The organism is Streptomyces sp. NPDC049954, assembly GCF_040656295.1.
Lineage (GTDB): Bacteria > Actinomycetota > Actinomycetes > Streptomycetales > Streptomycetaceae > Streptomyces.
In genome coordinates this window covers 414,927-435,704 of the sequence record NZ_JBFALS010000006.1, presented here as the reverse complement: position 1 = coordinate 435,704, position 20,778 = coordinate 414,927, and the positions used below count along the sequence as shown (strand labels likewise).

The following is a 20,778-nucleotide window of genomic DNA, read 5'->3' as shown; positions in this document are numbered from 1 at the left end:
AGGCCCTACCGCGACGCAAGGGACCCCTGATGAGACTGACCGACATATCGCTGGACTGGCTGCTACCCGGCGCCGTACTGCTCCTGGGCATGCTGGTGGCGGTCGCGGTGCTCACGCGTGGCAAGCGGGCCGGGGCCAAGGCGGCAGCGGCCGAGGACACGTGGGAGCGCAGCGAGGAGCGGCGCAGGCGCAAGGAAGCGATCTACGGCAGCGCCTCGTACGTGCTGCTCTTCTGCTGTGCGGCGGTCGCCGCCGCGCTCTCCTTCCACGGGCTGGTCGGTTTCGGCCAGCAGAACCTGAACCTCAGCGGCGGCTGGGAGTACCTCGTGCCCTTCGGCCTGGACGGGGCGGCGATGTTCTGCTCCGTGCTCGCCGTGCGCGAGGCCAGCCACGGTGACGCGGCGCTCGGCTCACGCCTGCTGGTGTGGACCTTCGCCGGGGCCGCCGCCTGGTTCAACTGGGTGCACGCCCCCAGGGGCGCGGGCCACGCGGGCGCTCCGCAGTTCTTCTCCGGCATGTCCCTGTCGGCGGCGGTGCTGTTCGACCGGGCGCTGAAGCAGACCCGGCGGGCCGCACTGCGCGAGCAGGGCCTCGTGCCGCGTCCGCTGCCGCAGATCCGCATGGTCCGCTGGCTGCGGGCGCCGCGCGAGACCTTCGGCGCCTGGTCGCTCATGCTCCTTGAGGGCGTGCGCAGCCTGGACGAGGCGGTGGACGAGGTGCGGGACGACAAGCGGCAGAAGCAGCTGGAGCGTCAGCGCGACCGACAGCAGGCGCGTCTGAAGAAGGCTCAGCTGAAGGCCATCAGCCGGAGCGGCCGGGGCTGGGGCGGCAGGGGCGGCGGCCGTCAGGTCGACGTCCAGCAGGTCCAGCAGGCGATGGCCGCCGGCCAGGCCCAGATCGAGGCGGACCCCGCGATACCGGGGCAGGACCAGACCCCGGTGTCCGCCCGCCCTTCCCTCCAGGCCCTGTCGGCCACGCCCGCCAAGGCCGATGAGGGCGCTCCGAAAGGAGCGGACGTCGTCGACCTGACGGCGGAGGACGACACGCAGGCGCTGCCCCGGCTCGACTCGCTGGAGCGCAAGCTCAAGGAAATGGAGCGGCAGTTCGGCTGAGCGCGCCCCGCGCCCGGCCCGACGGCGGTGACCGACGGCGGTGCCCCCTTCCGGTGGTTCAGGAGGGCGGGGCACCGCCGTTCTCCGTGTCCCCGTCCGCTTCGGGCGCGCCTTCCGCCTCGCCGCGCCCGGCGGGGTCGTCGAGCTGGAACCACACGACCTTGCCGACGCCGAGCGCCCGCACGCCCCAGGAGTCGGCGAGGGACTGGACGAGGCCGAGGCCCCGGCCGCCCGTGTGCTCGTCGGGCACCGGCGTGCGGGGCCGGGGCCGGTGGCCCGTGAAGTCCCGCACCTCGACGCGTACGCCCTGCGGCCCGACCGTGGCGGTGACGACCGCGTCGTGCGCGGTGTGCACGAGGGCGTTGGTCACCAGCTCGCTGGTCAGCAGCTCGGCCGTGTCGGCGCACGCGGAGCGGTCCGTGTCGTCGAGCAGGGCGCGCAGCGCGTGCCGCACCTCGGAGACGGCCCGCAGGTCGGCCCGCGCCAGCCTCCGGGTGAGCCGGCGCCCGCGCGGTGCCCGCCGCGCCGCGCGCCGGTCCGTCCCGCGCCGAGGCGCGGTACCGGAACCACCGCCCGTATGCCTCTCCATGACCGGCTCCACCCCCGTGACAGGTCGCCCTGCCGACTCGGACACCTCGGTACCTCGTGCGGCACCTCGGTGTCGTCCGCGTGCGCACCCGCTGTCGTACGCACTCGTATCCGCATTCCGTACGCCCTCGTATAACGAACACGTATACGGACACCATGCCCGGTTACGCCCCCGGCGACGCGTGTCACGGGTCACGACGTCGGGGACGGCCGGAAGACGGCGTACAACGATCTCGCGGGCGGCGAGCGGCCGGGGGGCGGCGCGGTCTCAGGGGCGGGGCACGTTGCGGAGGTTGGAGCGGGCCATCTGGAGCATGCGGCCGACCCCGCCGTCGAGGACGACCTTGCTCGCGGACAGGGCGAAGCCGGTGACCATGTCGGCGCTGATCTTCGGCGGGATGGACAGCGCGTTGGGGTCGGTGACGACGTCGACCAGGGCGGGCCCCTTGTGCTTGAAGGCGTCCTTGAGGGCGCTCTCCAGCTGTTTCGGCTTCTCGACCCGCACCCCGTAGGCGCCGGCCGCGCGGGCCACCGCCGCGAAGTCCGGGTTCTTGTTGGTGGTGCCGAAGGCGGGCAGTCCGCCGACCATCATCTCCAGTTCGACCATGCCGAGCGAGGAGTTGTTGAACAGGACCACCTTGATCGGCAGGTCGTACTGCACGAGGGTCAGGAAGTCGCCCATGAGCATGGAGAACCCGCCGTCCCCGGACATCGACACGACCTGCCGGCCGGGGTCGCTGAACTGGGCGCCGATCGCCTGCGGCAGCGCGTTGGCCATCGACCCGTGCCGGAAGGAACCGATGATCCGCCGACGGCCGTTGGGCGTGATGTAGCGCGCCGCCCACACGTTGCACATACCGGTGTCGACGGTGAAGACGGCGTCCTCGTCCGCGATCTCGTCCAGGACGGCGGCGACGTACTCGGGGTGGATCGGTACGTGTTTCTCAACCTTGCGGGTGTACGCCTTGACGACCCCTTCGAGCGCGTCGGCGTGCTTCTTGAGCATCTTGTCGAGGAACTTGCGGTTGGCCTTGGGCTTGACCCGGGGGATGAGGGCGCGCAGCGTCTCGCGCGCGTCGCCCCAGACGGCGAGGTCCAGCTTGCAGCGCCGGCCGAGGTGTTCGGGCCGGATGTCGACCTGCACGATCTTGGTGTCCCGGTCCGGGAGGAACGGGGTGTACGGGAAGTCGGTGCCCAGCAGGATCAGCAGATCGCACTCGTTGGTCGCCTCGTAGCAGGCGCCGTAGCCGAGCAGTCCGCTCATGCCGACGTCGTACGGGTTGTCGTACTGGATCCACTCCTTGCCGCGCAGCGCGTGGCCCACCGGCGACTTGATCTTCTCGGCCAGTTCCATGACCTCGGTGTGCGCGCCCGCCGTACCCGCTCCGCAGAACAGGGTGACGCGGCCCGACTCGTCGATGAGCTTCACGAGGCGCTCGATCTCGTCGTCACCGGGGCGCGCCGTGGGCCGCGAGGTGATCGTGGCCTGCTCGGTGGCCTGCTCCGGGGCGTCGAGCGCGGCCACGTCGCCGGGCAGGGTCACGACGCCCACGCCGCCCTGGCCCACGGCGTGCTGGATCGCGGACTGGAGCACCCGGGGCATCTGCTGGGGGTTGGAGATCATCTCGCTGTAGTGGCTGCACTCGGCGAAGAGCCGCTCGGGGTGCGTCTCCTGGAAGTAGCCGAGGCCGATCTCGCTGGACGGGATGTGCGAGGCGAGCGCGAGGACCGGGGCCATCGAGCGGTGCGCGTCGTACAGGCCGTTGATGAGGTGCAGGTTGCCCGGCCCGCAGGAGCCGGCGCACGCCGCGAGAGAGCCCGTGATCTGGGCCTCGGCCCCCGCCGCGAAGGCCGCGGTCTCCTCGTGCCGGACATGGATCCAGTCGATCGCGGAGTTCCGGCGGATCGCGTCCACGACCGGATTCAGGCTGTCCCCGACCACCCCGTAGAGACGTTTGACACCCGCGCGAACGAGGATGTCCACGAATTGTTCGGAGACGTTCTGCTTGGCCATGACTCACGCACCCCTTCTGTGCTCCGTGGGTCCATGAAGTCACAGTGACCGCGTACCCGCCTGCCAAACGGATCGCTCACCGTTCCCATACGGCGGCGAGGGTGCGGTCGTCCGCGTAGCCCTTGACGCGGGTCTGGCTGTCGGCCAGGAAGGCGGCGAGGCCCGGCGCCTCGGTCTCCGTCCAGCGGGTGGTGAGCCGCCGGGCGAGTTCGGGGCTGCCCCGCAGCGGCTCGGCGAGGCCCGCCGTGCACAGCAGCAGGACATCACCCGGCCGGGCGATCGAGGCCCGGAAGCGGAAGGTCTCGCGGCGCGGCGCGGGCGCCGGTTCGTAGGGGCTGGGCGGGGTCGCGATCCCCAGGTCCATCGTGAGCCGGTCGGGTGCCGGTCCGGGCGGCGCGGGACTGCCGTAGCTCATGAGCGGCTCGCCCGCCGTGTCGCCCGCCCGCGGTTCGAGGTCCTGGCACTCTCCCCCGCGCAGCCGGAAGAGCCCGCCCGGGCCGACGCCGAAGAACACGCGGGTGCGGCACAGCGGGTCGGCGGGCAGCAGGAGGCAGCGCAGGCTCGCGGTGTACTCCTCGGGTTCGACGCCCAGTTCCGCGGCCCGGGCGCGCAGCCTGCCCAGGCTGCGGTCGGTGAGGCGGTGCAGCCCCGACTTGAGGTCCCCGCGGCGGCCCGCCCGGATGTCCTCGCCGAGCCGGAGGTGGCTGCGGCCCACGGCGGAGCCGATCCAGCGGCAGGCCTCGGCCGCGGCCAGGTGCGCGCCCGCGCCGCCGCGCGCCCCGGTGGCCGTGGCGACCAGGAGGAGCGCGGACTCCCCGCCGCCGAAGCGCGCCACGAGCAGGGCGTCCCTGCGGGGTTCGCCCCGGTGGCGGGCGGAGTCCCCGCGCAGCGAGACGGCGCGCAGGGTGCCGCTGCCGTGCCGGGCGCCTTCGAGGACGGTGTCGGGGACGAGTTCGTCCAGCGCGTCGGCGTCCGCGTCGGGCAGCGCCGTGGGCTCCGCCTCGTAGGTGGGCGGCCGGTCGCCCACGTACGCGACGGTCGGCGGGCCGACGAGGGGAAGGTCGGCCGGGGTGCGTGGAGCGGGTGGAGCGGACTGACTCGGCACCGAGGGCTCGCGCGGTGCGGCGGGCTCGCGCGCCTCGGCGGGTTCCGGGCCTGTCGCGGCTTCGGCCGGGTCCTGTGCCCGGTCTTGCGGGAGGGGCGCGGGCGCCTCGTGGGCCTCCCCCGGCTCCTGAGGGCCCGCCGCGTGGCGGGGGCCGTGACCGCGCCGCCAGGGCCATGGACCACTCGCGCCGAAGCTGTCGGGGCGCGTGGCGTCGTGCGGGGCGTCGTGCGGGGCGGAGGGGCCGGTGACGGGGTCCGGAGGCTCCGGTGTGACGGGCGGGGGCGGGGTGGCTGTCGGCGGCGGTACGGCGGGGCCGGGCCGGAGAGCCTCCGGCTGCGCCTGGGCGCCCTCGGTGTCCGGCAGGGACGTGTCCCCGGGCGGCGCCGGATCGGTGCGCTCCGCTCGCGGCGGCCGGGGGTCCCGCGCCACGCCCGGCCACTCGCCGGCCCCCTGGCTCCCCGGGCGCGGCCCGAACCAGCCGGCGGACCCGGTGCCGTGCGTGGTCGGTCGCCGCGTCACGGACTGGTCGGGCACCGGGGGTTCCACGGGCGGCGGCGGGACGGGAGGCCCTGCGGACGAGGGCTCTGCGGCCGGCGGTTCGCCGGGCGGCGGCTCGGCCGGTGCGGGACCGGACAGCGGGCGGGCCCCGGTCACGTAGGGGCGGCCAAGCCGCTCACCGGTCGGCCAAGGGGCGGCGCTCCCCGGACGTACCGGAGCGGAGGGGGGAGGCGGTGCGGAGCCCTCGGGTGCGGAGCCCTCGGGTGCGGGAAAGGTCGTCGGGGAGGACGCCTTCGGGGCGGGGGCCCAGGGTGGTGGGGGCGCCCACCGGTCCGGCCGGTCGCCGGGCGGCACGGGCGGGTCCTCGCCGCTTTCGCGTGCCTCACGATCCGCGCGGGCGGGGAGGTCCGCGGGGGTGGGCGGGTCCGCGGGGGTGGGCGGTGCGTCGCGACCGGACAGTCGGCCGTCACGGGCCCATGGGTCGTCGGAGGCCGGTGTTTCGTCGCGGAGCGGTGCGTCGTCGCGGAACGGTGCCTCGCCACGCACGGGCGGCTCCTGACGGCCCAGCGGCTCCGGACGCTCCGGCGGCCCCTGACGATCCGCCGGCTCCTCACGCTCCAGCGGCCCCTGACGACCCGGTGGCTCCGCCCGGGTGGTCGGGCCAGGTTCCCCGCCGTCCGGGACGTCCGGCTCCGGACGGTCGGTGGCGCTCGGCTCCTCGCCGCCCCCGGGCTCGCCTTCGGTGCCGGGACCCGCCTCGCGGTCCGGGGCCTCGTCCTCGCCGACGGTCCGCACCGCCGAGTCGAAACGGTCGTCGAGGGTGTCGGCGGCCCGCACCGGTCCGGTGTCGGGCGCCGCTTCGTCGTACAACCGCCGCCACCAGTCGTCCTCGTGGCCGGTGCGCCTGTCCCCCTGCTGGCTCATGCCCTTATTGTCCACCGCGAGACCCCGCCGAAAACGGGCCGAGAGGAAGTTACCGACGGGTCCATGGCCTGAACCACGAACGCCGGACGGCCCCACCCCCCACGGGAGGACCGTCCGGCGACGTGAGGTGACCCGGTCCGAAGCCGTCCCCGGCGAGGCCGGCTGGGCGACTTGGTGAAGCGGAACAGGGTCACGCGGGATGTCCGGCCGGGTGGAACGACGGCGCGCACCCCCCACGGATGCCCACCGCCCCAACCTTTGGCCAAGACCTCACCCCACGATGGCAGATGAACCGCTGTGACGACGATGATAGAAAGTGGCGGGTTTACGCCGTGGCTCTTTTCCGCCAGCCCTTTCCGGGTGGTGGACGCGGACGGCCCGCCGGGGACGGGACTAGGGCCTGTCTTCAGACTGGCGTCGTTGCCCGAAGGGCGGCCGCGCGGCAGGCGGCAGTTTGAAGACAGGCCCGAGGGGGAGGGTGCTGGACATGCTGGCCGCGATCGGCCTCGACGAGGCGCACGAGACGGCGTACCGGACACTGGTCGCGGTGGGGGCCGCGGAAGTGGGTGATCTGGCCCGCAGGCTGTCGCTCGGCGAGGCGGACACCGAGCGGACCCTGCGCCTGCTGGAGAGACACGGGCTGGCCGCGCAGTCCTCGGCCGGTCCCGAACGCTGGGTCGCGGCTCCGCCGGGGGTCGCGCTGGGGGCCCTGCTGACGCAGCGCCGGCACGAGCTGGAGCAGGCGGAGCTGTCGGCCGCGCTGCTGGCCGAGGAGTACCGGGCGCAGGCCGGGCAGACCGCCGCGCACGACCTGGTCGAGGTCGTCACCGGGACGACGGCGGTGGCGCAGCGCTTCCTCCAGTTGCAGCTCGGGGCCACCGACACGGTGTGCGCCCTGGTGACGGGCGCGCCGATGGCGGTGTCCGGGACGGACAACGAGGCGGAGGAACAGGCGGTGGGACGCGGGGTCCGCTTCCGCGTGGTGGTCGAGCGCGAGGTGCTGACCCTGCCTTCCGGCCTGGTCGAACTGGGCGCGGCGATGGGCCGCGAGGAGCAGGTACGGGTGGTGGACCGGGTGCCGACGAAACTGGTGATCGCCGACGGCGCCACCGCGATGGTCCCGCTGACCTCGCGCATCCTGGAGCCCGCCGCCCTCGTCGTGCACGCGAGCGGACTGCTCGAATCGCTGACCGGCCTGTTCGAGGCGGTGTGGCGCGAGGCGCTGCCGCTGCGGCTGGGGGACGGCGGGGCCGTCGACGAGGTCGCGGCTCCCGCCCCGGACCGGATGGACCTGCAGATCCTGTCCCTGCTGCTCGTGGGCATGACGGACGCGAGCGTCGCGAAACAGCTGGACCTGGGGCTGCGCACCGTGCAGCGCCGGGTGAAGGGCCTCATGGAACTGACCGGCGTCACCACGCGCCTCCAGCTCGGCTGGCACGCCTACGAGCGGGGCTGGGTGGCGCGCTGAACCGGAAACCCGGCGGCGGTCGCGCGGTCGGGCACCACGACGGACGGGACCTGCCCCCGCCCTCCCTTCCCGTCCCCCATGGACCCCCTTGACCTGCGGGGCGGCCCGGCCTCCCGCAGGCTGGGTCCATGGGCGTGTGGGAACTCCTGCTGGTCGGGCTGGTACTACTGCTCGGCCTGTGCGGGGTGCTGGTCCCGGGCGTCCCCGGCTCGTGGTTCGTCTGGGCCGCGATCCTCTGGTGGGCCCTCCAGGACCCGGAGCCGCTGTCCTGGGCCGTCCTGGTCGGCGCGAGCATCGTCCTGCTGCTGAGCAACCTGGTGCGCTGGCAGTTGCCGGCCCGGCGGGTGCGGGGCTCGGGCGTGAACCGGCGGATGGTCGTGTGGGCGGGGGCGGGCGCGGTCCTCGGCTTCGTCGTGATCCCGGTCCTGGGCGCGATCCCCGGGTTCGTCGCCGGGATGTACCTGTCGGAACGCCGGCGACTGGGCCGCCACGGGGAGGCGGCGGCCTCGACCCGTACGGTGATGCGGACGATGGGCGAGAGCGTGCTGGTGGAGCTGTTCAGCTGCCTGCTGATCACGGGGGCGTGGGTGGGCGCGGAGATCTGGGGCTGAGCCTGCGGACGTACCGCCGTCTCCTCCCGCGGTCCTCGGCCGCAGGACCCGTGCGGGTGGGCCGGGCCCGTGGAAGGCTTGCGGACATGACGAAGTTCAGCGAGGCCGAACGCGCGTATCTCGCGTCCCAGCGGCTGGGCCGCATGGCGACGACCGACCCGCAGGGCATGCCGCAGGCCAATCCGGTGGGTTTCTTCCCGCAGGAGGACGGCACGATCCTGATCGGCGGCTACGCGATGGGCCGCTCCAAGAAGTGGCGCAATCTGCGGGCGAACCCGAAGATCGCGCTGGTCGTCGACGACATCCTGAGCGAGGTGCCCTGGCAGGTGCGGGGCGTGGAGATCCGGGGCCACGCGGAGCTGCTGACGGGCCCGCACGACCTGGGCGCGCACCTGAGCGAGGAACTGATCCGCGTCCACCCGGAGTGGGTGCACAGCTGGGGCCTGGAGGAGGAGAGCCCGTAGCCCGTAGTCCGACGTCGTGGGCGGGGAGAGCCGGTGGCGGGCAGGAGCGGGCGGAGGCGGGGCCCGCCGGGCCCGGCTCCCGCCCGTCCCCCGGCCCGGCCCGGCTCGCACGGCCGGGCCGGGGGACGGGCCGCGAGGCTACCGGCCGCGGCGGCGCGGTACGGGGGCCGCGCCGCGCTTGATCTCCTGCGCGGCCCGTCCTTCCGCGCCGCGCCGCTTCCACTCCTTGCGCATCTCGCCGCGCATCCGGGCGTCGGTCTTGGCGACGATGCGGTCGTTCTCGCGCAGCAGCTTGCGGTAGCTGTCCAGCCTGCGCGGTGCCAGGGCGCCCTCCTCGACGGCCCGCCGCACGGCGCAGCCCGGTTCACACTCGTGCGCGCAGTCGTGGAACCGGCAGTCCGCGGCGAGTTCCTCGATCTCGGCGAAGACCTGGCCGACACCGCGCCCCGCGTCCCACAGGCCGACACCGCGCAACCCCGGGGTGTCGATGAGGACGCCGCCCCCGGGCAGCGGGAGCAGGTTGCGGGTGGTCGTGGTGTGCCGGCCCTTTCCGTCCAGGTCGCGGATGGCCTGGACCTCCATGTGGTGCGTACCGGTCAGGGCGTTGGCGAGGGTGGACTTGCCGGCCCCCGACCGGCCGAGCAGCACGCTGGTGCCGTCGCGGACGACGGCGCCCAGTTCCTCGGTGCCCTCGCCGAGTTCGGCGCTGACGACGTGCACCGCGACGCCCGGCGCGCTCGCCGCGACGTCCGCCACGAGGTGGGAGCGGGTCGCCGGGTCGGGGACGAGGTCGGCCTTGGTGAGGACGACGAGGGGGCGCGCGCCCGACTCCCAGGCCAGCGCCAGGAAGCGTTCGATGCGGGCGAGTTCGAGCTCGTCCGCAAGGGAGACCGCCACCAGGACGTGGTCGACGTTGGCGGCGAGGATCTGCCCTTCGGAGCGTTTCGAGGAGGTGGACCGCAGGAAGGCCGTGCGGCGCGGCAGATACGCCTGGACGAACCGGAGGTCCGTACCCTCCGGGTCGAGGGCGGCCCAGTCACCGGTGCAGATCACCTTCATCGGATCGCGCGGCACGACGAAAGCGGTGTCGGCGCGCACGGTGCCCCGCGCGGTCACGACATCGCACTGACCGCGGTCGACGCGCACCACGCGCCCGGGGACCAGTCCCCGTTCGGCGTACGGGGCGAACTCGGCCGCCCAGCGCGCGTCCCAGCCGTAGGGGGCGAGCGCCCGCGCCCCGGCCCCGGAGGGGGCAGGGAGGGACGGGAACGGGGACGTGGCGGAAGTAGAGGGTGAAGAGGTGGACGGAGAGGACGGGAAAGACAAGGGGAACCCTTCGAGGGGCAGCCCCGGCAGGTGACTTACCGGCCGCCGAGCGGCCGGGGAGGGGCCGGTTTCCGGCCGGTCACCGGGGGACCGCGGGAGAGCACTGGACGAACGACTGAGTGCGGGCAACGCCCACCGCGAAGACGACAGCCATGGGGTACACCTCCCGGGTCCTTCCCTCGCGACGGCCACAGCGGGCCGTGCGGGTCCGCGCCGTGCGGAACCCGACGGACTGTAGCGCGCGGCCCCGGACGCGCACCACGGTTTTTCCGGGCCCCCGGCCCGGGACGGGGCCGCCTCGCCGGGCCTGCGTCCACGGGTGCCCCGGCCGGCTGCCCTCGGCCGGTGTCCGCGACGTCTCCGACCGGGTGTCTCCGACGTGCCCGTGCGTGCCGTTCGGCGCATGCTGGCCCCACACCCACTGCGGGCGGGGGACGGCGCCGTCCCCCGCCGGTGACGGAGGACCGACATGACACGACCCGCCGGTGCGGCCGAGGGCGCCGCCGGGACGGACGGCGTGGCCGCGGCCCTGCTGGACGGCCAGGGGCGGATCGTGTGGTGGTCGCGGGCGGCCACGGAGCTGCTGGGCTGGACGGGCGAGGAGGTGGCCGGGAAGCCCGCGCGCCACTACATCGCCGACGCCGCGCCGCCCGACCGGCGGCAGGGACCGCCGGGCGGGGGCAGGACGCTGCGGCTGCGGCACCGTTCGGGCCATGTCGTGGACGCGGAGATGCGCCTGGTGCGCCCGGACTCCGCCCCGGGGGTGCTGGTGCTCGCGATGGCCTCGGGCGGGAGCGGCGGCGGGCTCGACCAGGACCGGAACCTGGGGCGGGCGATGCTGACGCAGGAGGGTGTCGCCTTCGCCCAGTTCGGGATGGACCTGCGGCCGGTGCGCACCAACGAGCCCTTCGAGGAGCTGCGCCCGGAGTCGGCCGAGGACGAGTGGCTGAGCGACCTGGTGAACGTCCAGGACGGGACGAGCGCCCGCGACCTCCTCTCCCAGGTCGCCGAGACCGGCGCCATGGTGGTCGGCGCGGAGTACCGGCCGGTGTCCGACGACGCGCCGGTCACCCTGGCGCTGACCTGTTTCCGGGTGGAGGATCCCCTCGGCATGCCGGTGGCCCTCGCGGTCGTCGCGAGCGAGGTCACCGCACGGCGCCGCAGCCGCCGTCGGCTGACCGAGGCGTACCGCAGGGCCATCGACATCGGCGGTTCCCTCGACATGGCGCAGGTCGCGCAGGACCTGGTCGAGGTGCTCGTGCCCGCGCTCGGCGACATGGCCACCGTGGACTTCCCCGACGACGTCCTCCAGGGCCGCGATCCGCCGCTCGGCGAGGCCAGTACGCGCACTACGGCGGTCCGCAGGACCGCCGCGAAGTCCGCGCACGGCCCCTGGCCCCCGCAACTGCTCCAGCCCGGTGAGCTGCTGCCCCGGGTGGCCGAGTCCCGGGAGACCGCCCCGCGCACCGTCGGCGGCGTCGTCGTCTCGGACGGGGAGCTGTCCCGGGACATCCTCGGCCGCGACCCCGAGCTGATGACCCGGCTCGTGCCGGAGGGCCTGCGCCAGTCGCTGGGCTGTCCGCTGTACCGGCGCGGCCGCCTCTTCGGGTACGCGAACGTGTACCGCACCCAGGAGTCCACCCCGTACGACGAGGCGGACACGAAACTGATGCGGGACCTGTGCGCCCGCACCGCGCTGGCCATCGACAACGCGTTCCGCTTCAACCGGGAGCACCGCACCGCCGTCGTCCTGCAGCGCAGTCTGCTGCCGCCGGCCGCGACGGACAGCGCGGCGGCGGAGACGGCGGGCGCGTACGTGCCGGCCGGCGGCAGCGTCAGCGTGGGCGGCGACTGGTTCGACGCCGTGCCGATGTCCTCGCTGCGGATCGGCCTGGTGGTCGGCGACGTCGTGGGGCACGGTCTGCCCGCCTCCGCGAGCATGGCCCGCCTGCGTACGGCGGTGCAGACCCTCGCCGATCTCGACCTGCCGCCCGACGAACTCCTCACCCGCCTGGACGATCTGGTGCTGCGGATGAAGGGGGAGGCCGAGGACCCCGACGGGGTCGGCGCGTCCTGCCTGTTCGCCGTGTACGACCCGGTCACCCGGGTGTGCGAGATGGCCAGCGCGGGGCATCCGCCGCCCGCCGTGGTGTTCCCGGACGGTAGCGTGGAGTTCGCCCCGCTCGTCCCCGGACCGCCGCTCGGGGTCGGCGACAACCCCTTCGAGGTGTGCTCGCTCAGCCTGCCGCCGGGCAGCGTCCTCGCCCTGTACACGGACGGGCTCGTGGGCGAGCACCACGACCCGGAGCAGGGCATGGAGCTGCTGCGGGAGAACCTGCGCGAACTGTGCGGGAGCGACCGGTCCCTGGAGCGGATCGGCGCCGACCTGATCGCGCGCCGGCCCAGCGCGCAGAGCACGCCGGACGACGTCACGCTGCTGCTCGCGCGGACCCGGGCGGTGCCGGAGGGGAACATGGCGAGCTGGGAGTACCCGGCCGATCCGGCGGCGGTGCAGCGGGCGCGCGCGGACGCGGACGCGCAGCTCGCCGAGTGGGGCCTGGAGGACCTGCGGTTCTCCACCGAGCTGCTGGTGAGCGAACTGGTCACCAACGCGGTCCGCTACGCGGGCAGCGGCCCCCTGACGCTGCGGCTGATCCGCAACCGGGGCCTGGTGTGCGAGGTGTCCGACCCGAGCAACACCCAGCCGAGGCTGCGCCGCGCGCGCAGTACGGACGAGGGGGGCCGCGGTCTCTTCCTGGTCGCCCAGCTCAGCGAACGCTGGGGCTGCCGCTACCGGACCCGCGGGAAGACCATCTGGACGGAACAGGCCATCGACGACGCCGCCGGGGCGTGACCCGCGCCCACCTCGGCCGCCCTGCGCGGGCCGCCCCTCAGACCTCGCGCAGGCTGGGCCCGGGGCGTTCCCCGTCACGCGCCCCGGCGCCGAGCAGACCGGTCGCGGTGATCGGTGACTCCTGCGCGATACGGGGCAGTTCGCGCCGTGCGACGGCGAGGACGACGAGCGGCAGCGCCCCGCGCACCGCCTGGACCGACCGCAGCCAGCCCGGGACGTAGACCGCGCCCCGGCGGCGTTCGATCGTGCGCACCATGCGGTCGGCCACCTCGCTCGCGGGGAACACCTTGCGGGCGGGGGCCGGTTCGTGGGCGCGCAACTCCCGCAGGACCGCGAACTGTTCGCTGTCCTGCGTCATGTCGGTGTCCATCCAGTTGAGGTAGGCGATACCGACGCCGACCCCCTCGTGGGCGACCTCGGCGCGCAGGGAGTGCGCGAACGCCTCGACGCCCGCCTTGGAGGCGCAGTACGCGCTCATCATCGGGGAGGTGCCCATCGAGGCGAGCGAGGCGATCTGGAGGAAGTAGCCCCGCGAGGCCAGCAGGTCGGGCAGGAAGGCGCGGGCGGTGTTGGCGCTGCCCACGAGGTTCACGTCGATCACCCGGCGCCAGGTCACCGGGTCGGAGTGCAGGAAGGGGCCGCCCTCGGCGACCCCGGCGTTCGCGATCACGACGGAGGGCGGCCCGAACCGTTCCCGGATGTGCCGGGACACGTCCGCCAGGGCGGCGTGGTCGGTGACGTCCGCCTCCCAGCACTCGGCCTCGGCGGGCAGGGAGGCGGCGACCTCGCCGAGGGCGTCGGTGTTGCGCCCGACCAGGGCCAGGCGCGCCCCGCACCCGGCGAGGCGCTCCGCGAGCGCCCGGCCGAGGCCGCGGGCGGCTCCGGTCACCACGACGGTACGGCCCTGCAGGGGACTGGTGCCGGACTTCACGGGGCCTCCGGGGCTGACGGGACCGCCGTACCGCGCGCGGGGCCGGAGTGGGGCGGCGACTGCTCGGACTGCGGACAGGCTCACCGTAGGCCGGGACGCGGGGCGCGGCAGCCCGGGAGGGACCGGACCGGTCACGGGCGGCGGCCGTTCGGGCGGCGGGCTCACCCGGGCGGGCCCGCCGCCCTCACCGGCCTGGCCCCCGCACGGCCCGGCTGCCGTGTCGGTGCCCGCCCGCGCCTCGGGGTCTGGGGCACAGTGCGGGGAGCCGGTCCCCGCCGCCGGTGACAGGCGGTCTCCCCCAGGGTCCTCAAGGGCCCGTTTCCCCAAGGAGCGCGGAGTTGAGAACTCACGGAACCCCCGGTGCGCGCGGACTGCGGCGCACCGTGCTCGTGGGCGCGCAGGTGCTGCTGCTCGCCGGCTGCGCCGGTACCCGTGCCGCTCCCGAGCACGCCTCCCCCACGCCGGAGCGGCCCTCGTCGGCCGCGGCGTCCGGTGCGCGGGGCGCACCCGGCGCCCCCGGGGAGCGGGCGGTCCCGGCCGCGGGGCCGGAGGCGACGGCGGCGCGCATCCCGTCGCTAGGGCCCCGGACGCGTGCGCGGCTGCCGTCGGACACGCGGCAGGCGCTCGTGGTGACCGGCCGCTCCGTCGACTCCAACCGGGCGAGCGCGGTGCTGTACGAACGCGTCGCGGCGAAGGGCTGGCTGCCGGTCGCGGGCCCCTGGCCGGCGCGCAACGCCCTGCTCGGGTGGACGACACACCACCGCGCCGACGACCTGCGGTCCCCCTCGGGCGTCTACACCCTCACCGACGCGGGCGGCCGGGACCCCGACCCGGGCACCCGGCTGCCGTACGACCGCGACCCGGTGTACGGGGACTCGGGCACCGGCTTCGAGGGGGAGCCGCTGGACGGTTCCTTCGACCACGTCGTGGCGATCGACTACAACCGGGTACCGGGGAGCCCGCCGCAGGACCGGCGCAGGCCGATGGGCGCGGACCGGGGCGGCGGGATCTGGCTGCACGTGGACCACGGGGGCCCCACGCAGGGCTGTGTGGCCCTGCCGAAGCCCCGGCTGCGCACCCTGATGCGGCGGCTGAACCCGGCCCTGCACCCGGTCGTGGTGATGGGGGCCGGGCCGGTGCTCGCGAAGTGAGGGCGCCCGCCGGCACCCGCGGGGTCACGCGGCGCCTCGTCCGGCGGCGGGCGTGCGGCCGTCCGTGAAGCGCAGGGACTGACCGGGGCGGGCCTGGGCCGCGCGGTCGACGTCCTCACGGGTGACGACGGCGATCACCGGGTAGCCGCCGGTCACGGGGTGGTCGGCGAGGAACAGGGTGGGCTGTCCGGACGGCGGCACCTGGAGGGCGCCGGGCACCATGCCCTCACTGGGCAGCTCCTCGGTCCCAACGCGTGCGAGGGCCGGGCCGTCCTCCAGGCGCATGCCGACCCGGTCGCTGTCCGCGCTGACCCGCCAGGCGCCCGTCAGCAGCGCGGTGAGCGCGGCGTCGGTGAACCAGTCGGCGCGCGGCCCGCGCCGTACGCGCAGCGTCAGTTCGCCCTCGGCGGGCGCGGCGACGGGCGCGAGGTCGACGCACGGGAACGCGGCGGGCGCCGCCCCCACCGGCAGCCACGTCCCGGGGGCCAGCGGCGCGGGGCCGACCCCGGACAGGAGGTCGGTCGCGCGCGAGCCGAGGACGGGTGGCGGGGTCAGTCCGCCCCGGACGGCGAGGTAGGTGCGCAGCCCGGACGCCGGGAGCCCGAGCCGCAGTTCGGCGCCCGCCGGGAGCGGGAGCGGGCAGTTGAGGGCGGCGGGGCGCCCCTGGACGGTGACCGGGCAGGGGGCTCCGGTGAGCGCGACGAGGAGGTCGCGCCGGGCGCGTACGGCGAGGCCGCCGAGGGTGATCTCGACGCACGCGGCGTCCTGCGGGTTGGCGAGCAGCCGGTTGGCGAGCGTCAGGGAGCGGCGGTCGGCGGCGCCGGAGCGGCCGACGCCGATGTGGGCGAGGCCGGGCCTGCCGAGGTCCTGGAGCGTCGCGAGCGGGCCGGTCGCGAGGATCTCCAGAGCGCCCGCGCCCGCCTCGTGGGTCGCGGTCATCCGGCCTCCTCGAAGCGGACGCGGACGCCGGGGCGCAGGAGGGCGGGCGGGTCGCGGTCGACCTGCCACACGGGCAGGCCGGTGCGGCCGATGAGCTGCCAGCCGCCGGGCGAGGAGCGCGGGTAGATCCCGCTGAACTCCCCCGCGAGCCCGACCGATCCGGCGGGCACCCGGGTTCGGGACTCGGTGCGGCGCGGGACGGTCAGCTCGGGCGGTCCGCCCACGAGGTAGCCGAAGCCGGGCGCGAACCCGCCGAAGGCGACGGTCCATTCGGCCCCGGTGTGCAGCCGTACGACCTCGCGCGGGCCGATCCCGGCGAGTGCGGCGACCTCGGCGAGGTCGGCGCCGTCGTAGACGACCGGTACGCGGACGAGTTCTCCGGCTCCGCGCCCGCCCGCCTCGGGCCGTACGGCGCGCACCGCGCGTTCGACGGCGGCGACGTCCGCCCCGGGGGCGAGGTGCAGGAGCAGGGTGCGGGCGGCGGGCACGAGGTCGCTCACTCCCGCCGGCGGATCGGCCCGCAGCGCGGCGTACAGGGCCTGCACGGCGTCGAGGCCCGGCAGTTCGAGCAGCAGTGCGTGGTCCGCGCAGGGCAGGACACGCGGGACAGGGGCGGTGGACGCCGAGGGCGACGGCGGCACGGCGGGCATCGGGGGCATGGGGGCAGCGTCCTTTCCGGCGGGAGTTCGGGCGGCGCGCGGGTCCTTACGGCCGTGTGCGCCGGGTTCTTGCGGCAGGTGGTGCGTGGTGCGTGCCGGGCCTTACGGCAGGTTCGCGGGGGTCCGCTCGCGCGGCGGCCCGCCGGTGAAGGGGCGCAGCGCGATGCCCTCGGCGCGCAGCCGGTCCCGTACCGTCCCGGCGATCCGGACCGCGCCGGGGCTGTCCCCGTGCACGCACAGGGAGTCGGCCTCGACGAGGAGTGCGGAGCCGTCGACGGCGGTGACGGGCTCCCCGCGCGCGATACGTACGCAGCGCTCGGCGATCTCTTCCGGATCGTGCAGGACCGCTCCGGGCTCGCGCCGGGAGACGAGCGTGCCCTCGGGGGTGTAGGCGCGGTCGGCGAAGGCCTCGCGGTGCACGCGCAGTCCCGCCTCCCCGGCCCGGCGCAGCCACTGCGAGCCGGGCAGGCCGAGCACCGCGCAGTCCGGGTCCCAGGTGCGGACCGCCTCGACGACGGCGGCGGCCTGGGCCTCGTGGTGCACGATCGCGTTGTACAGCGCGCCGTGCGGTTTGACGTAGCGCACCCGGGTGCCGGAGATCCGGGCCAGTCCGTCGAGTGCCGCGATCTGGTAGAGGACGTCGTCGGTGAGTTCGGCGGGCGGTACGTCGATGAAGCGGCGGCCGAAGCCGGCGAGGTCGCGGTAGCCGACCTGCGCGCCGACCGTCACCCCGTGCCGGGCGGCGTCCGCGCAGGCCCGGCGGATCACCGTGGCGTCGCCCGCGTGGTAGCCGCACGCGATGTTGGCGCTCGTGACGATCGCGAGCAGCGCGGCGTCGTCGCCGAGCTCCCAGCGCCCGAAGCTCTCCGCGAGGTCCGAGTTGAGGTCCATGGCCGGCTCCGTCATAGGTGTCCTCCCGCGTCCGGTGCGGCCGTTCCGGTCCGCCGGCTCCAGGGGCCGGTGTACGGCGCTCGGTGGCCGCGGGGCCACGGTAGCCGCACGCCCGGTCGCGGCGGCGCCACCGGGCCCGCGCGGGGCGCCGGGGTCCCGTAGCGGCGTACGCCCCGGCCGGGCGGGTGCGGGCCCGATGAGATGATCCACCGCATGAGCAGCGACAGTGACAGCGGGAGCGGCGCTCCCCGCAGCGTGGCCGGACCCGTGCGCAACTGGGCCGGGAACATCACCTTCACCCCTTCCGTCCTGCACCGGCCGGCCTCGGTGGACGAGCTGAGCGGGCTCGTCGCGGACGCCCGGCGGGTGCGGGTGCTGGGCAGCGGGCACTCCTTCAACCGGATCGCCGACCCGGACGACCGCGACGGTCTCCTCGTGTCGCTCGCCGGTCTCCCCTCGCTGATCGAGGTGGACGAGGCGGCGCGGACGGTACGGGTGGGCGGCGGCGTCCGCTACGCCGAGCTGGCCCGGGTCGTGCACACGCACGGGCTGGCGCTGCCCAACATGGCCTCGCTGCCGCACATCTCGGTGGCCGGTTCGGTCGCCACCGGGACGCACGGCTCGGGGAACGGGCTCGGCTCGCTCGCGACGCAGGTGCGCGGCGTCGAGCTGGTCACGGCCTCGGGCGAGGCGCTGTCCCTGTCGCGGGACAAGGACGGGGAGCGTTTCGAGGGAGCGGTCGTCTCGCTCGGGGCGCTCGGTGTCGTCACCGCGCTCACCCTGGATCTGGTGCCCGCCTTCGAGGTGCGGCAGGACGTGTTCTCCGGACTGGAACTCGGCGTGCTGGACGAGGAGTTCGACGCGATCACCGGCGCGGGCTACAGCGTGAGCCTGTTCACCGGCTGGCAGCACGCCGGCTTCGACCAGGTGTGGCTGAAGCGGACGGAGACCGGTGCGCCGCACTTCCCGTGGGCACGCCCCGCCGAGGTCGCGATGCATCCGGTGCCCGGGATGCCGGCGGAGAACTGCACCCCGCAGTTCGGGGCGCCCGGACCGTGGTGCGAGCGACTGCCGCACTTCCGGCCCGAGTTCACGCCGAGCAACGGCGCCGAACTCCAGTCCGAGTACCTGGTGCCGCGTTCGGCCGCGCTCGGGGCGCTGCACGCGGTGGCCGCGATACGCGAGGCCCTGGTGCCCGTCCTCCAGGTGTGCGAGGTGCGCACCATGGCCGCCGACCGGCTGTGGCTGAGCCCCGCGTACGGGAGGGACACCGTGGGTCTGCACTTCACGTGGCTGCCGGACGGCGCGGCGCTCGCCCCCGTCCTCGGACGGCTGGAGGAGGCGCTCGCCCCGTTCGCGGCCCGGCCGCACTGGGGCAAGGTGAGCACGATCGCCCCCTCGGCGCTGGGTGCGCTGTGGCCCCGGATGCCCGACTTCGCCGCCCTGGCCGCGGAGCTGGACCCGGAGGGCTGCTTCTCCAACGCCTTCGTACGGGAGGCGCTCGGGGCCTGAGCACGGGGCCTCGCGGTGCTCAGCCGGAGGCGCCGACCTCGTTGAGCGGGGCGCCGTCGCCGACGGGCGGCAGGTCCCCGCGCTCCACGGGCGCCGGGAAGGCCGTGGCGGTGGGCAGGGTCCGGTCGAGTTCGGCCGGGTCCGCGCGGTGCGCGGCGCGGACGGCGTCCCGCAGCAGTGCGCGGGAGACGGCCGGGCCGGGCGCGGCCAGGGTGATGCGCAGGGCGCCCTGCTGCCGTACGTAGGCGTGCTGCTCGCCCGCCGTCAGGTACCACAGGCCGCCGCTCTCGGGGGCGCAGTGGACGGCGCCCGGCCCGTCCCCGAGGGACACGGCGGAGCAGGTGCTCGCGGTGAGCGGGGCGCTGTCGTCGACGGTCAGCCGGACGATCGCGCCGTGCGCGTCGGTGGCGGAGCTCTGGAAGCCGTCCTCGTCCACGGGGCCCACGGACTGCACGGCGAGCCGGAACCCCGGCACCTCGGCGACGTAGACCTTCTCCAGGGGCACCTGCGCGGTCGCGGCCCGGGCCGCGAGGACGGCCGGATCGGGGGCCGCGGCGGCAGTCGGCGAGACGGTGGACGAGGCGGTGGGCGAGGCACCCGCGTCGGCCCCACCGGCCCCACTCGCCCCACCGGCCCGCTCCACCTCCACCCGGCCGCTTCCGTGGGCCTGCTCGCTCCCGCAGGCGGTGAGCAGGAGCAGGGCGGCGGGCAGCAGGACGGCGGCGGTCGCACGGACGGCGGGCGGGGCGGGTCTTCTCATGAGCCCATCATGCGTGCTCGACCGCCAGGGGCCTACGCAGGGTGCGTAGTTGGGCCGGGGTGAGCCCGGTGAGGGCCTTCACCTCGCGGCCGAGGTGGGGCTGGTCGGCGTAGCCGGAGCGGACGGCGGTCTCGGCGAGGGGCAGCCCCGCGTCTAGCGCCACGGCAGGCATCGTTCGCCCGTCAAGGAGCGGCGTCCGGTGCGTGCTCTCGGCGTGCCGGCCGGAAGCCCTCGTACTGGACGTACTTGGGCTTTCGGCCGGTGCGGCGAGAGGGCGTGCCGGGCGTCGCGACGGGGCGAACGTTGCCTGCCGTGGCGCTGGGAGGGGCAGGGCGCGTTGCAGGCGCAGGACGCGGGTGAGGGTGCGCGGCCCGTAGCCGAAGGCGGCGACGGCCCTGCGGTGCAGGAGCCGCGCCCCGGCCCCGGTCCGTTCGGCGATCCGGTCGAGCGGCCTGCCCGCCCGCGCCCCGGCCACGAGCGCCGCCACCAGCGGGTCGGCCGCTCCCGTGGCACCCGCCAGTTCCAGCCCGGCCGCCTCCAGCCCGGCGGCCGGCTCCCCGGCGCGCGCCACCCGGTCCCGCAGCCGTACGGCCCGGTGGGCGGGCCACAGCTCGGCGAGCGGCACCCGCCGCCCCAGCAGTTCGCGTGCGGGCACCCCGAGCAGGGCGGGCGCGGCCCCCGGCGCGAACCGCAGACCGGCCCAGCGCACGGCCGCCCCGGCGGTCTCGGCGGGCTGGTGGGCCCGCACGTCGGGTCCGGCGACGAGCAGCCCGGTGTCCTCGCTCCACAGCAGATCCATGCAGCCGTCCGGCAGCACCGGGCAGCCGGGGACGGACGGCGGCACCCCACCGGCCTCCCGCGTCCACAGGACGGCCCCGGGCAGCGCGGAGGGGCGTTCGCGGTAGGTCATACGGGGCCACCCCCGGGCCCGGGGGTACTCACTGCGTCCATGCGGCCATGGTGGCATCCGG

The 20,778-nt window shown here is 75.5% G+C and carries 17 protein-coding genes; 7 read left to right on the top strand and 10 right to left on the bottom strand.

The features are described from left to right. The first annotated feature begins 29 nt into the window (after positions 1-29). The gene (locus AB0J21_RS16385) at positions 30-1,112 is read left to right on the top strand and encodes a DUF2637 domain-containing protein (protein ID WP_363146626.1); all 1,083 of its coding nucleotides are present in this window, start codon (positions 30-32) and stop codon (positions 1,110-1,112) included. Between the two features lie 58 nt (positions 1,113-1,170). On the opposite strand, the gene AB0J21_RS16380 is transcribed toward AB0J21_RS16385, so the two are convergent. The 3 genes from AB0J21_RS16380 to AB0J21_RS16370 all read right to left on the bottom strand — a co-directional run bounded on the left by AB0J21_RS16380 (position 1,171) and on the right by AB0J21_RS16370 (position 6,241). Then, positions 1,171-1,701 carry an ATP-binding protein gene (locus AB0J21_RS16380; protein WP_363146625.1) on the bottom strand — a complete coding sequence of 177 codons (531 nt, stop codon included), beginning with the start codon at positions 1,699-1,701 and terminating at the stop codon, positions 1,171-1,173. Positions 1,702-1,968: 267 nt separating this feature from the next. After that, the gene (locus AB0J21_RS16375) at positions 1,969-3,714 is read right to left on the bottom strand and encodes a pyruvate dehydrogenase (RefSeq protein ID WP_363146624.1); all 1,746 of its coding nucleotides are present in this window, start codon (positions 3,712-3,714) and stop codon (positions 1,969-1,971) included. A gap of 76 nt (positions 3,715-3,790) precedes the next feature. After that, entirely contained in the window at positions 3,791-6,241 is a 2,451-nt protein-coding gene (locus AB0J21_RS16370) for a protein phosphatase 2C domain-containing protein (RefSeq protein WP_363146622.1), read from the bottom strand. A gap of 487 nt (positions 6,242-6,728) precedes the next feature. Between AB0J21_RS16370 and AB0J21_RS16365 the strand changes: the two genes are divergently transcribed. From AB0J21_RS16365 to AB0J21_RS16355, 3 genes are all read left to right on the top strand, one after another. Further along, positions 6,729-7,709: a helix-turn-helix transcriptional regulator gene (locus AB0J21_RS16365; RefSeq protein WP_363146620.1), complete on the top strand. Its 981-nt coding sequence runs from the start codon at positions 6,729-6,731 to the stop codon at positions 7,707-7,709. Between the two features lie 128 nt (positions 7,710-7,837). After that, positions 7,838-8,320, top strand: a complete 483-nt coding sequence (locus tag AB0J21_RS16360) for a DUF456 domain-containing protein (protein ID WP_363146619.1) — start codon at positions 7,838-7,840, stop codon at positions 8,318-8,320. 86 nt (positions 8,321-8,406) lie between these two features. Further along, positions 8,407-8,784 carry a PPOX class F420-dependent oxidoreductase gene (locus tag AB0J21_RS16355; RefSeq protein WP_363146618.1) on the top strand — a complete coding sequence of 126 codons (378 nt, stop codon included), beginning with the start codon at positions 8,407-8,409 and terminating at the stop codon, positions 8,782-8,784. Between the two features lie 138 nt (positions 8,785-8,922). On the opposite strand, the gene rsgA is transcribed toward AB0J21_RS16355, so the two are convergent. After that, positions 8,923-10,110: a ribosome small subunit-dependent GTPase A gene (gene rsgA, locus AB0J21_RS16350; protein ID WP_363146617.1), complete on the bottom strand. Its 1,188-nt coding sequence runs from the start codon at positions 10,108-10,110 to the stop codon at positions 8,923-8,925. 469 nt (positions 10,111-10,579) lie between these two features. Between rsgA and AB0J21_RS16345 the strand changes: the two genes are divergently transcribed. Beyond that, the gene (locus tag AB0J21_RS16345) at positions 10,580-12,964 is read left to right on the top strand and encodes a SpoIIE family protein phosphatase (protein WP_363146616.1); all 2,385 of its coding nucleotides are present in this window, start codon (positions 10,580-10,582) and stop codon (positions 12,962-12,964) included. Positions 12,965-13,001: 37 nt separating this feature from the next. Here AB0J21_RS16345 and AB0J21_RS16340 read toward each other — a convergent pair whose 3' ends face one another. Then, positions 13,002-13,895 (bottom strand): SDR family oxidoreductase, encoded by an 894-nt coding sequence (locus AB0J21_RS16340; protein ID WP_363146615.1) that lies wholly within the window; start codon positions 13,893-13,895, stop codon positions 13,002-13,004. 338 nt (positions 13,896-14,233) lie between these two features. On the opposite strand from AB0J21_RS16340, the gene AB0J21_RS16335 reads away from it, so the two are divergent. Further along, complete coding sequence (locus AB0J21_RS16335) at positions 14,234-15,046, top strand: L,D-transpeptidase family protein (RefSeq protein WP_363146613.1); 813 nt, start codon at positions 14,234-14,236, stop codon at positions 15,044-15,046. A 24-nt stretch (positions 15,047-15,070) separates the two neighbouring features. Here the strand turns inward: AB0J21_RS16335 and AB0J21_RS16330 are convergent, their stop codons facing one another. From AB0J21_RS16330 to AB0J21_RS16320, 3 genes are all read right to left on the bottom strand, one after another. Next, a complete protein-coding gene (locus AB0J21_RS16330; RefSeq protein ID WP_363146612.1) occupies positions 15,071-15,985 on the bottom strand; it encodes a biotin-dependent carboxyltransferase family protein in 915 nt (304 codons plus the stop codon). Further along, entirely contained in the window at positions 15,982-16,635 is a 654-nt protein-coding gene (locus AB0J21_RS16325; RefSeq protein ID WP_363146734.1) for an allophanate hydrolase subunit 1, read from the bottom strand. The genes AB0J21_RS16330 and AB0J21_RS16325 overlap by 4 nt, the downstream gene beginning before the upstream one ends. Before the next feature lie 111 nt (positions 16,636-16,746). Beyond that, on the bottom strand, positions 16,747-17,550 hold the full coding sequence (locus AB0J21_RS16320) for a 5-oxoprolinase subunit PxpA (RefSeq protein WP_363146611.1): 804 nt from the start codon (positions 17,548-17,550) through the stop codon (positions 16,747-16,749). 198 nt (positions 17,551-17,748) lie between these two features. Between AB0J21_RS16320 and AB0J21_RS16315 the strand changes: the two genes are divergently transcribed. Next, positions 17,749-19,047, top strand: coding sequence for an FAD-binding protein (locus AB0J21_RS16315; protein ID WP_363146610.1), 1,299 nt, complete (start codon positions 17,749-17,751; stop codon positions 19,045-19,047). A 19-nt stretch (positions 19,048-19,066) separates the two neighbouring features. Here AB0J21_RS16315 and AB0J21_RS16310 read toward each other — a convergent pair whose 3' ends face one another. Together AB0J21_RS16310 and AB0J21_RS16305 are read right to left on the bottom strand one after the other, a co-directional pair. Further along, on the bottom strand, positions 19,067-19,807 hold the full coding sequence (locus AB0J21_RS16310) for a hypothetical protein (RefSeq protein ID WP_363146609.1): 741 nt from the start codon (positions 19,805-19,807) through the stop codon (positions 19,067-19,069). Positions 19,808-19,814: 7 nt separating this feature from the next. Beyond that, on the bottom strand, positions 19,815-20,717 hold the full coding sequence (locus AB0J21_RS16305; protein WP_363146608.1) for a DUF6597 domain-containing transcriptional factor: 903 nt from the start codon (positions 20,715-20,717) through the stop codon (positions 19,815-19,817). Positions 20,718-20,778: the final 61 nt, after the last annotated feature.

Excerpts from the sequence above, each read along its gene's own strand:
- AB0J21_RS16385 (WP_363146626.1), top strand. The coding sequence starts at position 30 with ATGAGACTGACCGACATATCGCTGGACTGGCTGCTACCCGGCGCCGTA.
- AB0J21_RS16380 (WP_363146625.1), bottom strand. The coding sequence starts at position 1,701 with ATGGAGAGGCATACGGGCGGTGGTTCCGGTACCGCGCCTCGGCGCGGG.
- AB0J21_RS16375 (WP_363146624.1), bottom strand. The coding sequence starts at position 3,714 with ATGGCCAAGCAGAACGTCTCCGAACAATTCGTGGACATCCTCGTTCGC.
- AB0J21_RS16370 (WP_363146622.1), bottom strand. The coding sequence starts at position 6,241 with ATGAGCCAGCAGGGGGACAGGCGCACCGGCCACGAGGACGACTGGTGG.
- AB0J21_RS16365 (WP_363146620.1), top strand. The coding sequence starts at position 6,729 with ATGCTGGCCGCGATCGGCCTCGACGAGGCGCACGAGACGGCGTACCGG.
- AB0J21_RS16360 (WP_363146619.1), top strand. The coding sequence starts at position 7,838 with ATGGGCGTGTGGGAACTCCTGCTGGTCGGGCTGGTACTACTGCTCGGC.
- AB0J21_RS16355 (WP_363146618.1), top strand. The coding sequence starts at position 8,407 with ATGACGAAGTTCAGCGAGGCCGAACGCGCGTATCTCGCGTCCCAGCGG.
- AB0J21_RS16345 (WP_363146616.1), top strand. The coding sequence starts at position 10,580 with ATGACACGACCCGCCGGTGCGGCCGAGGGCGCCGCCGGGACGGACGGC.
- AB0J21_RS16330 (WP_363146612.1), bottom strand. The coding sequence starts at position 15,985 with ATGACCGCGACCCACGAGGCGGGCGCGGGCGCTCTGGAGATCCTCGCG.
- AB0J21_RS16325 (WP_363146734.1), bottom strand. The coding sequence starts at position 16,635 with ATGCCCGCCGTGCCGCCGTCGCCCTCGGCGTCCACCGCCCCTGTCCCG.
- AB0J21_RS16320 (WP_363146611.1), bottom strand. The coding sequence starts at position 17,550 with ATGACGGAGCCGGCCATGGACCTCAACTCGGACCTCGCGGAGAGCTTC.
- AB0J21_RS16315 (WP_363146610.1), top strand. The coding sequence starts at position 17,749 with ATGAGCAGCGACAGTGACAGCGGGAGCGGCGCTCCCCGCAGCGTGGCC.
- AB0J21_RS16310 (WP_363146609.1), bottom strand. The coding sequence starts at position 19,807 with ATGAGAAGACCCGCCCCGCCCGCCGTCCGTGCGACCGCCGCCGTCCTG.
- AB0J21_RS16305 (WP_363146608.1), bottom strand. The coding sequence starts at position 20,717 with ATGACCTACCGCGAACGCCCCTCCGCGCTGCCCGGGGCCGTCCTGTGG.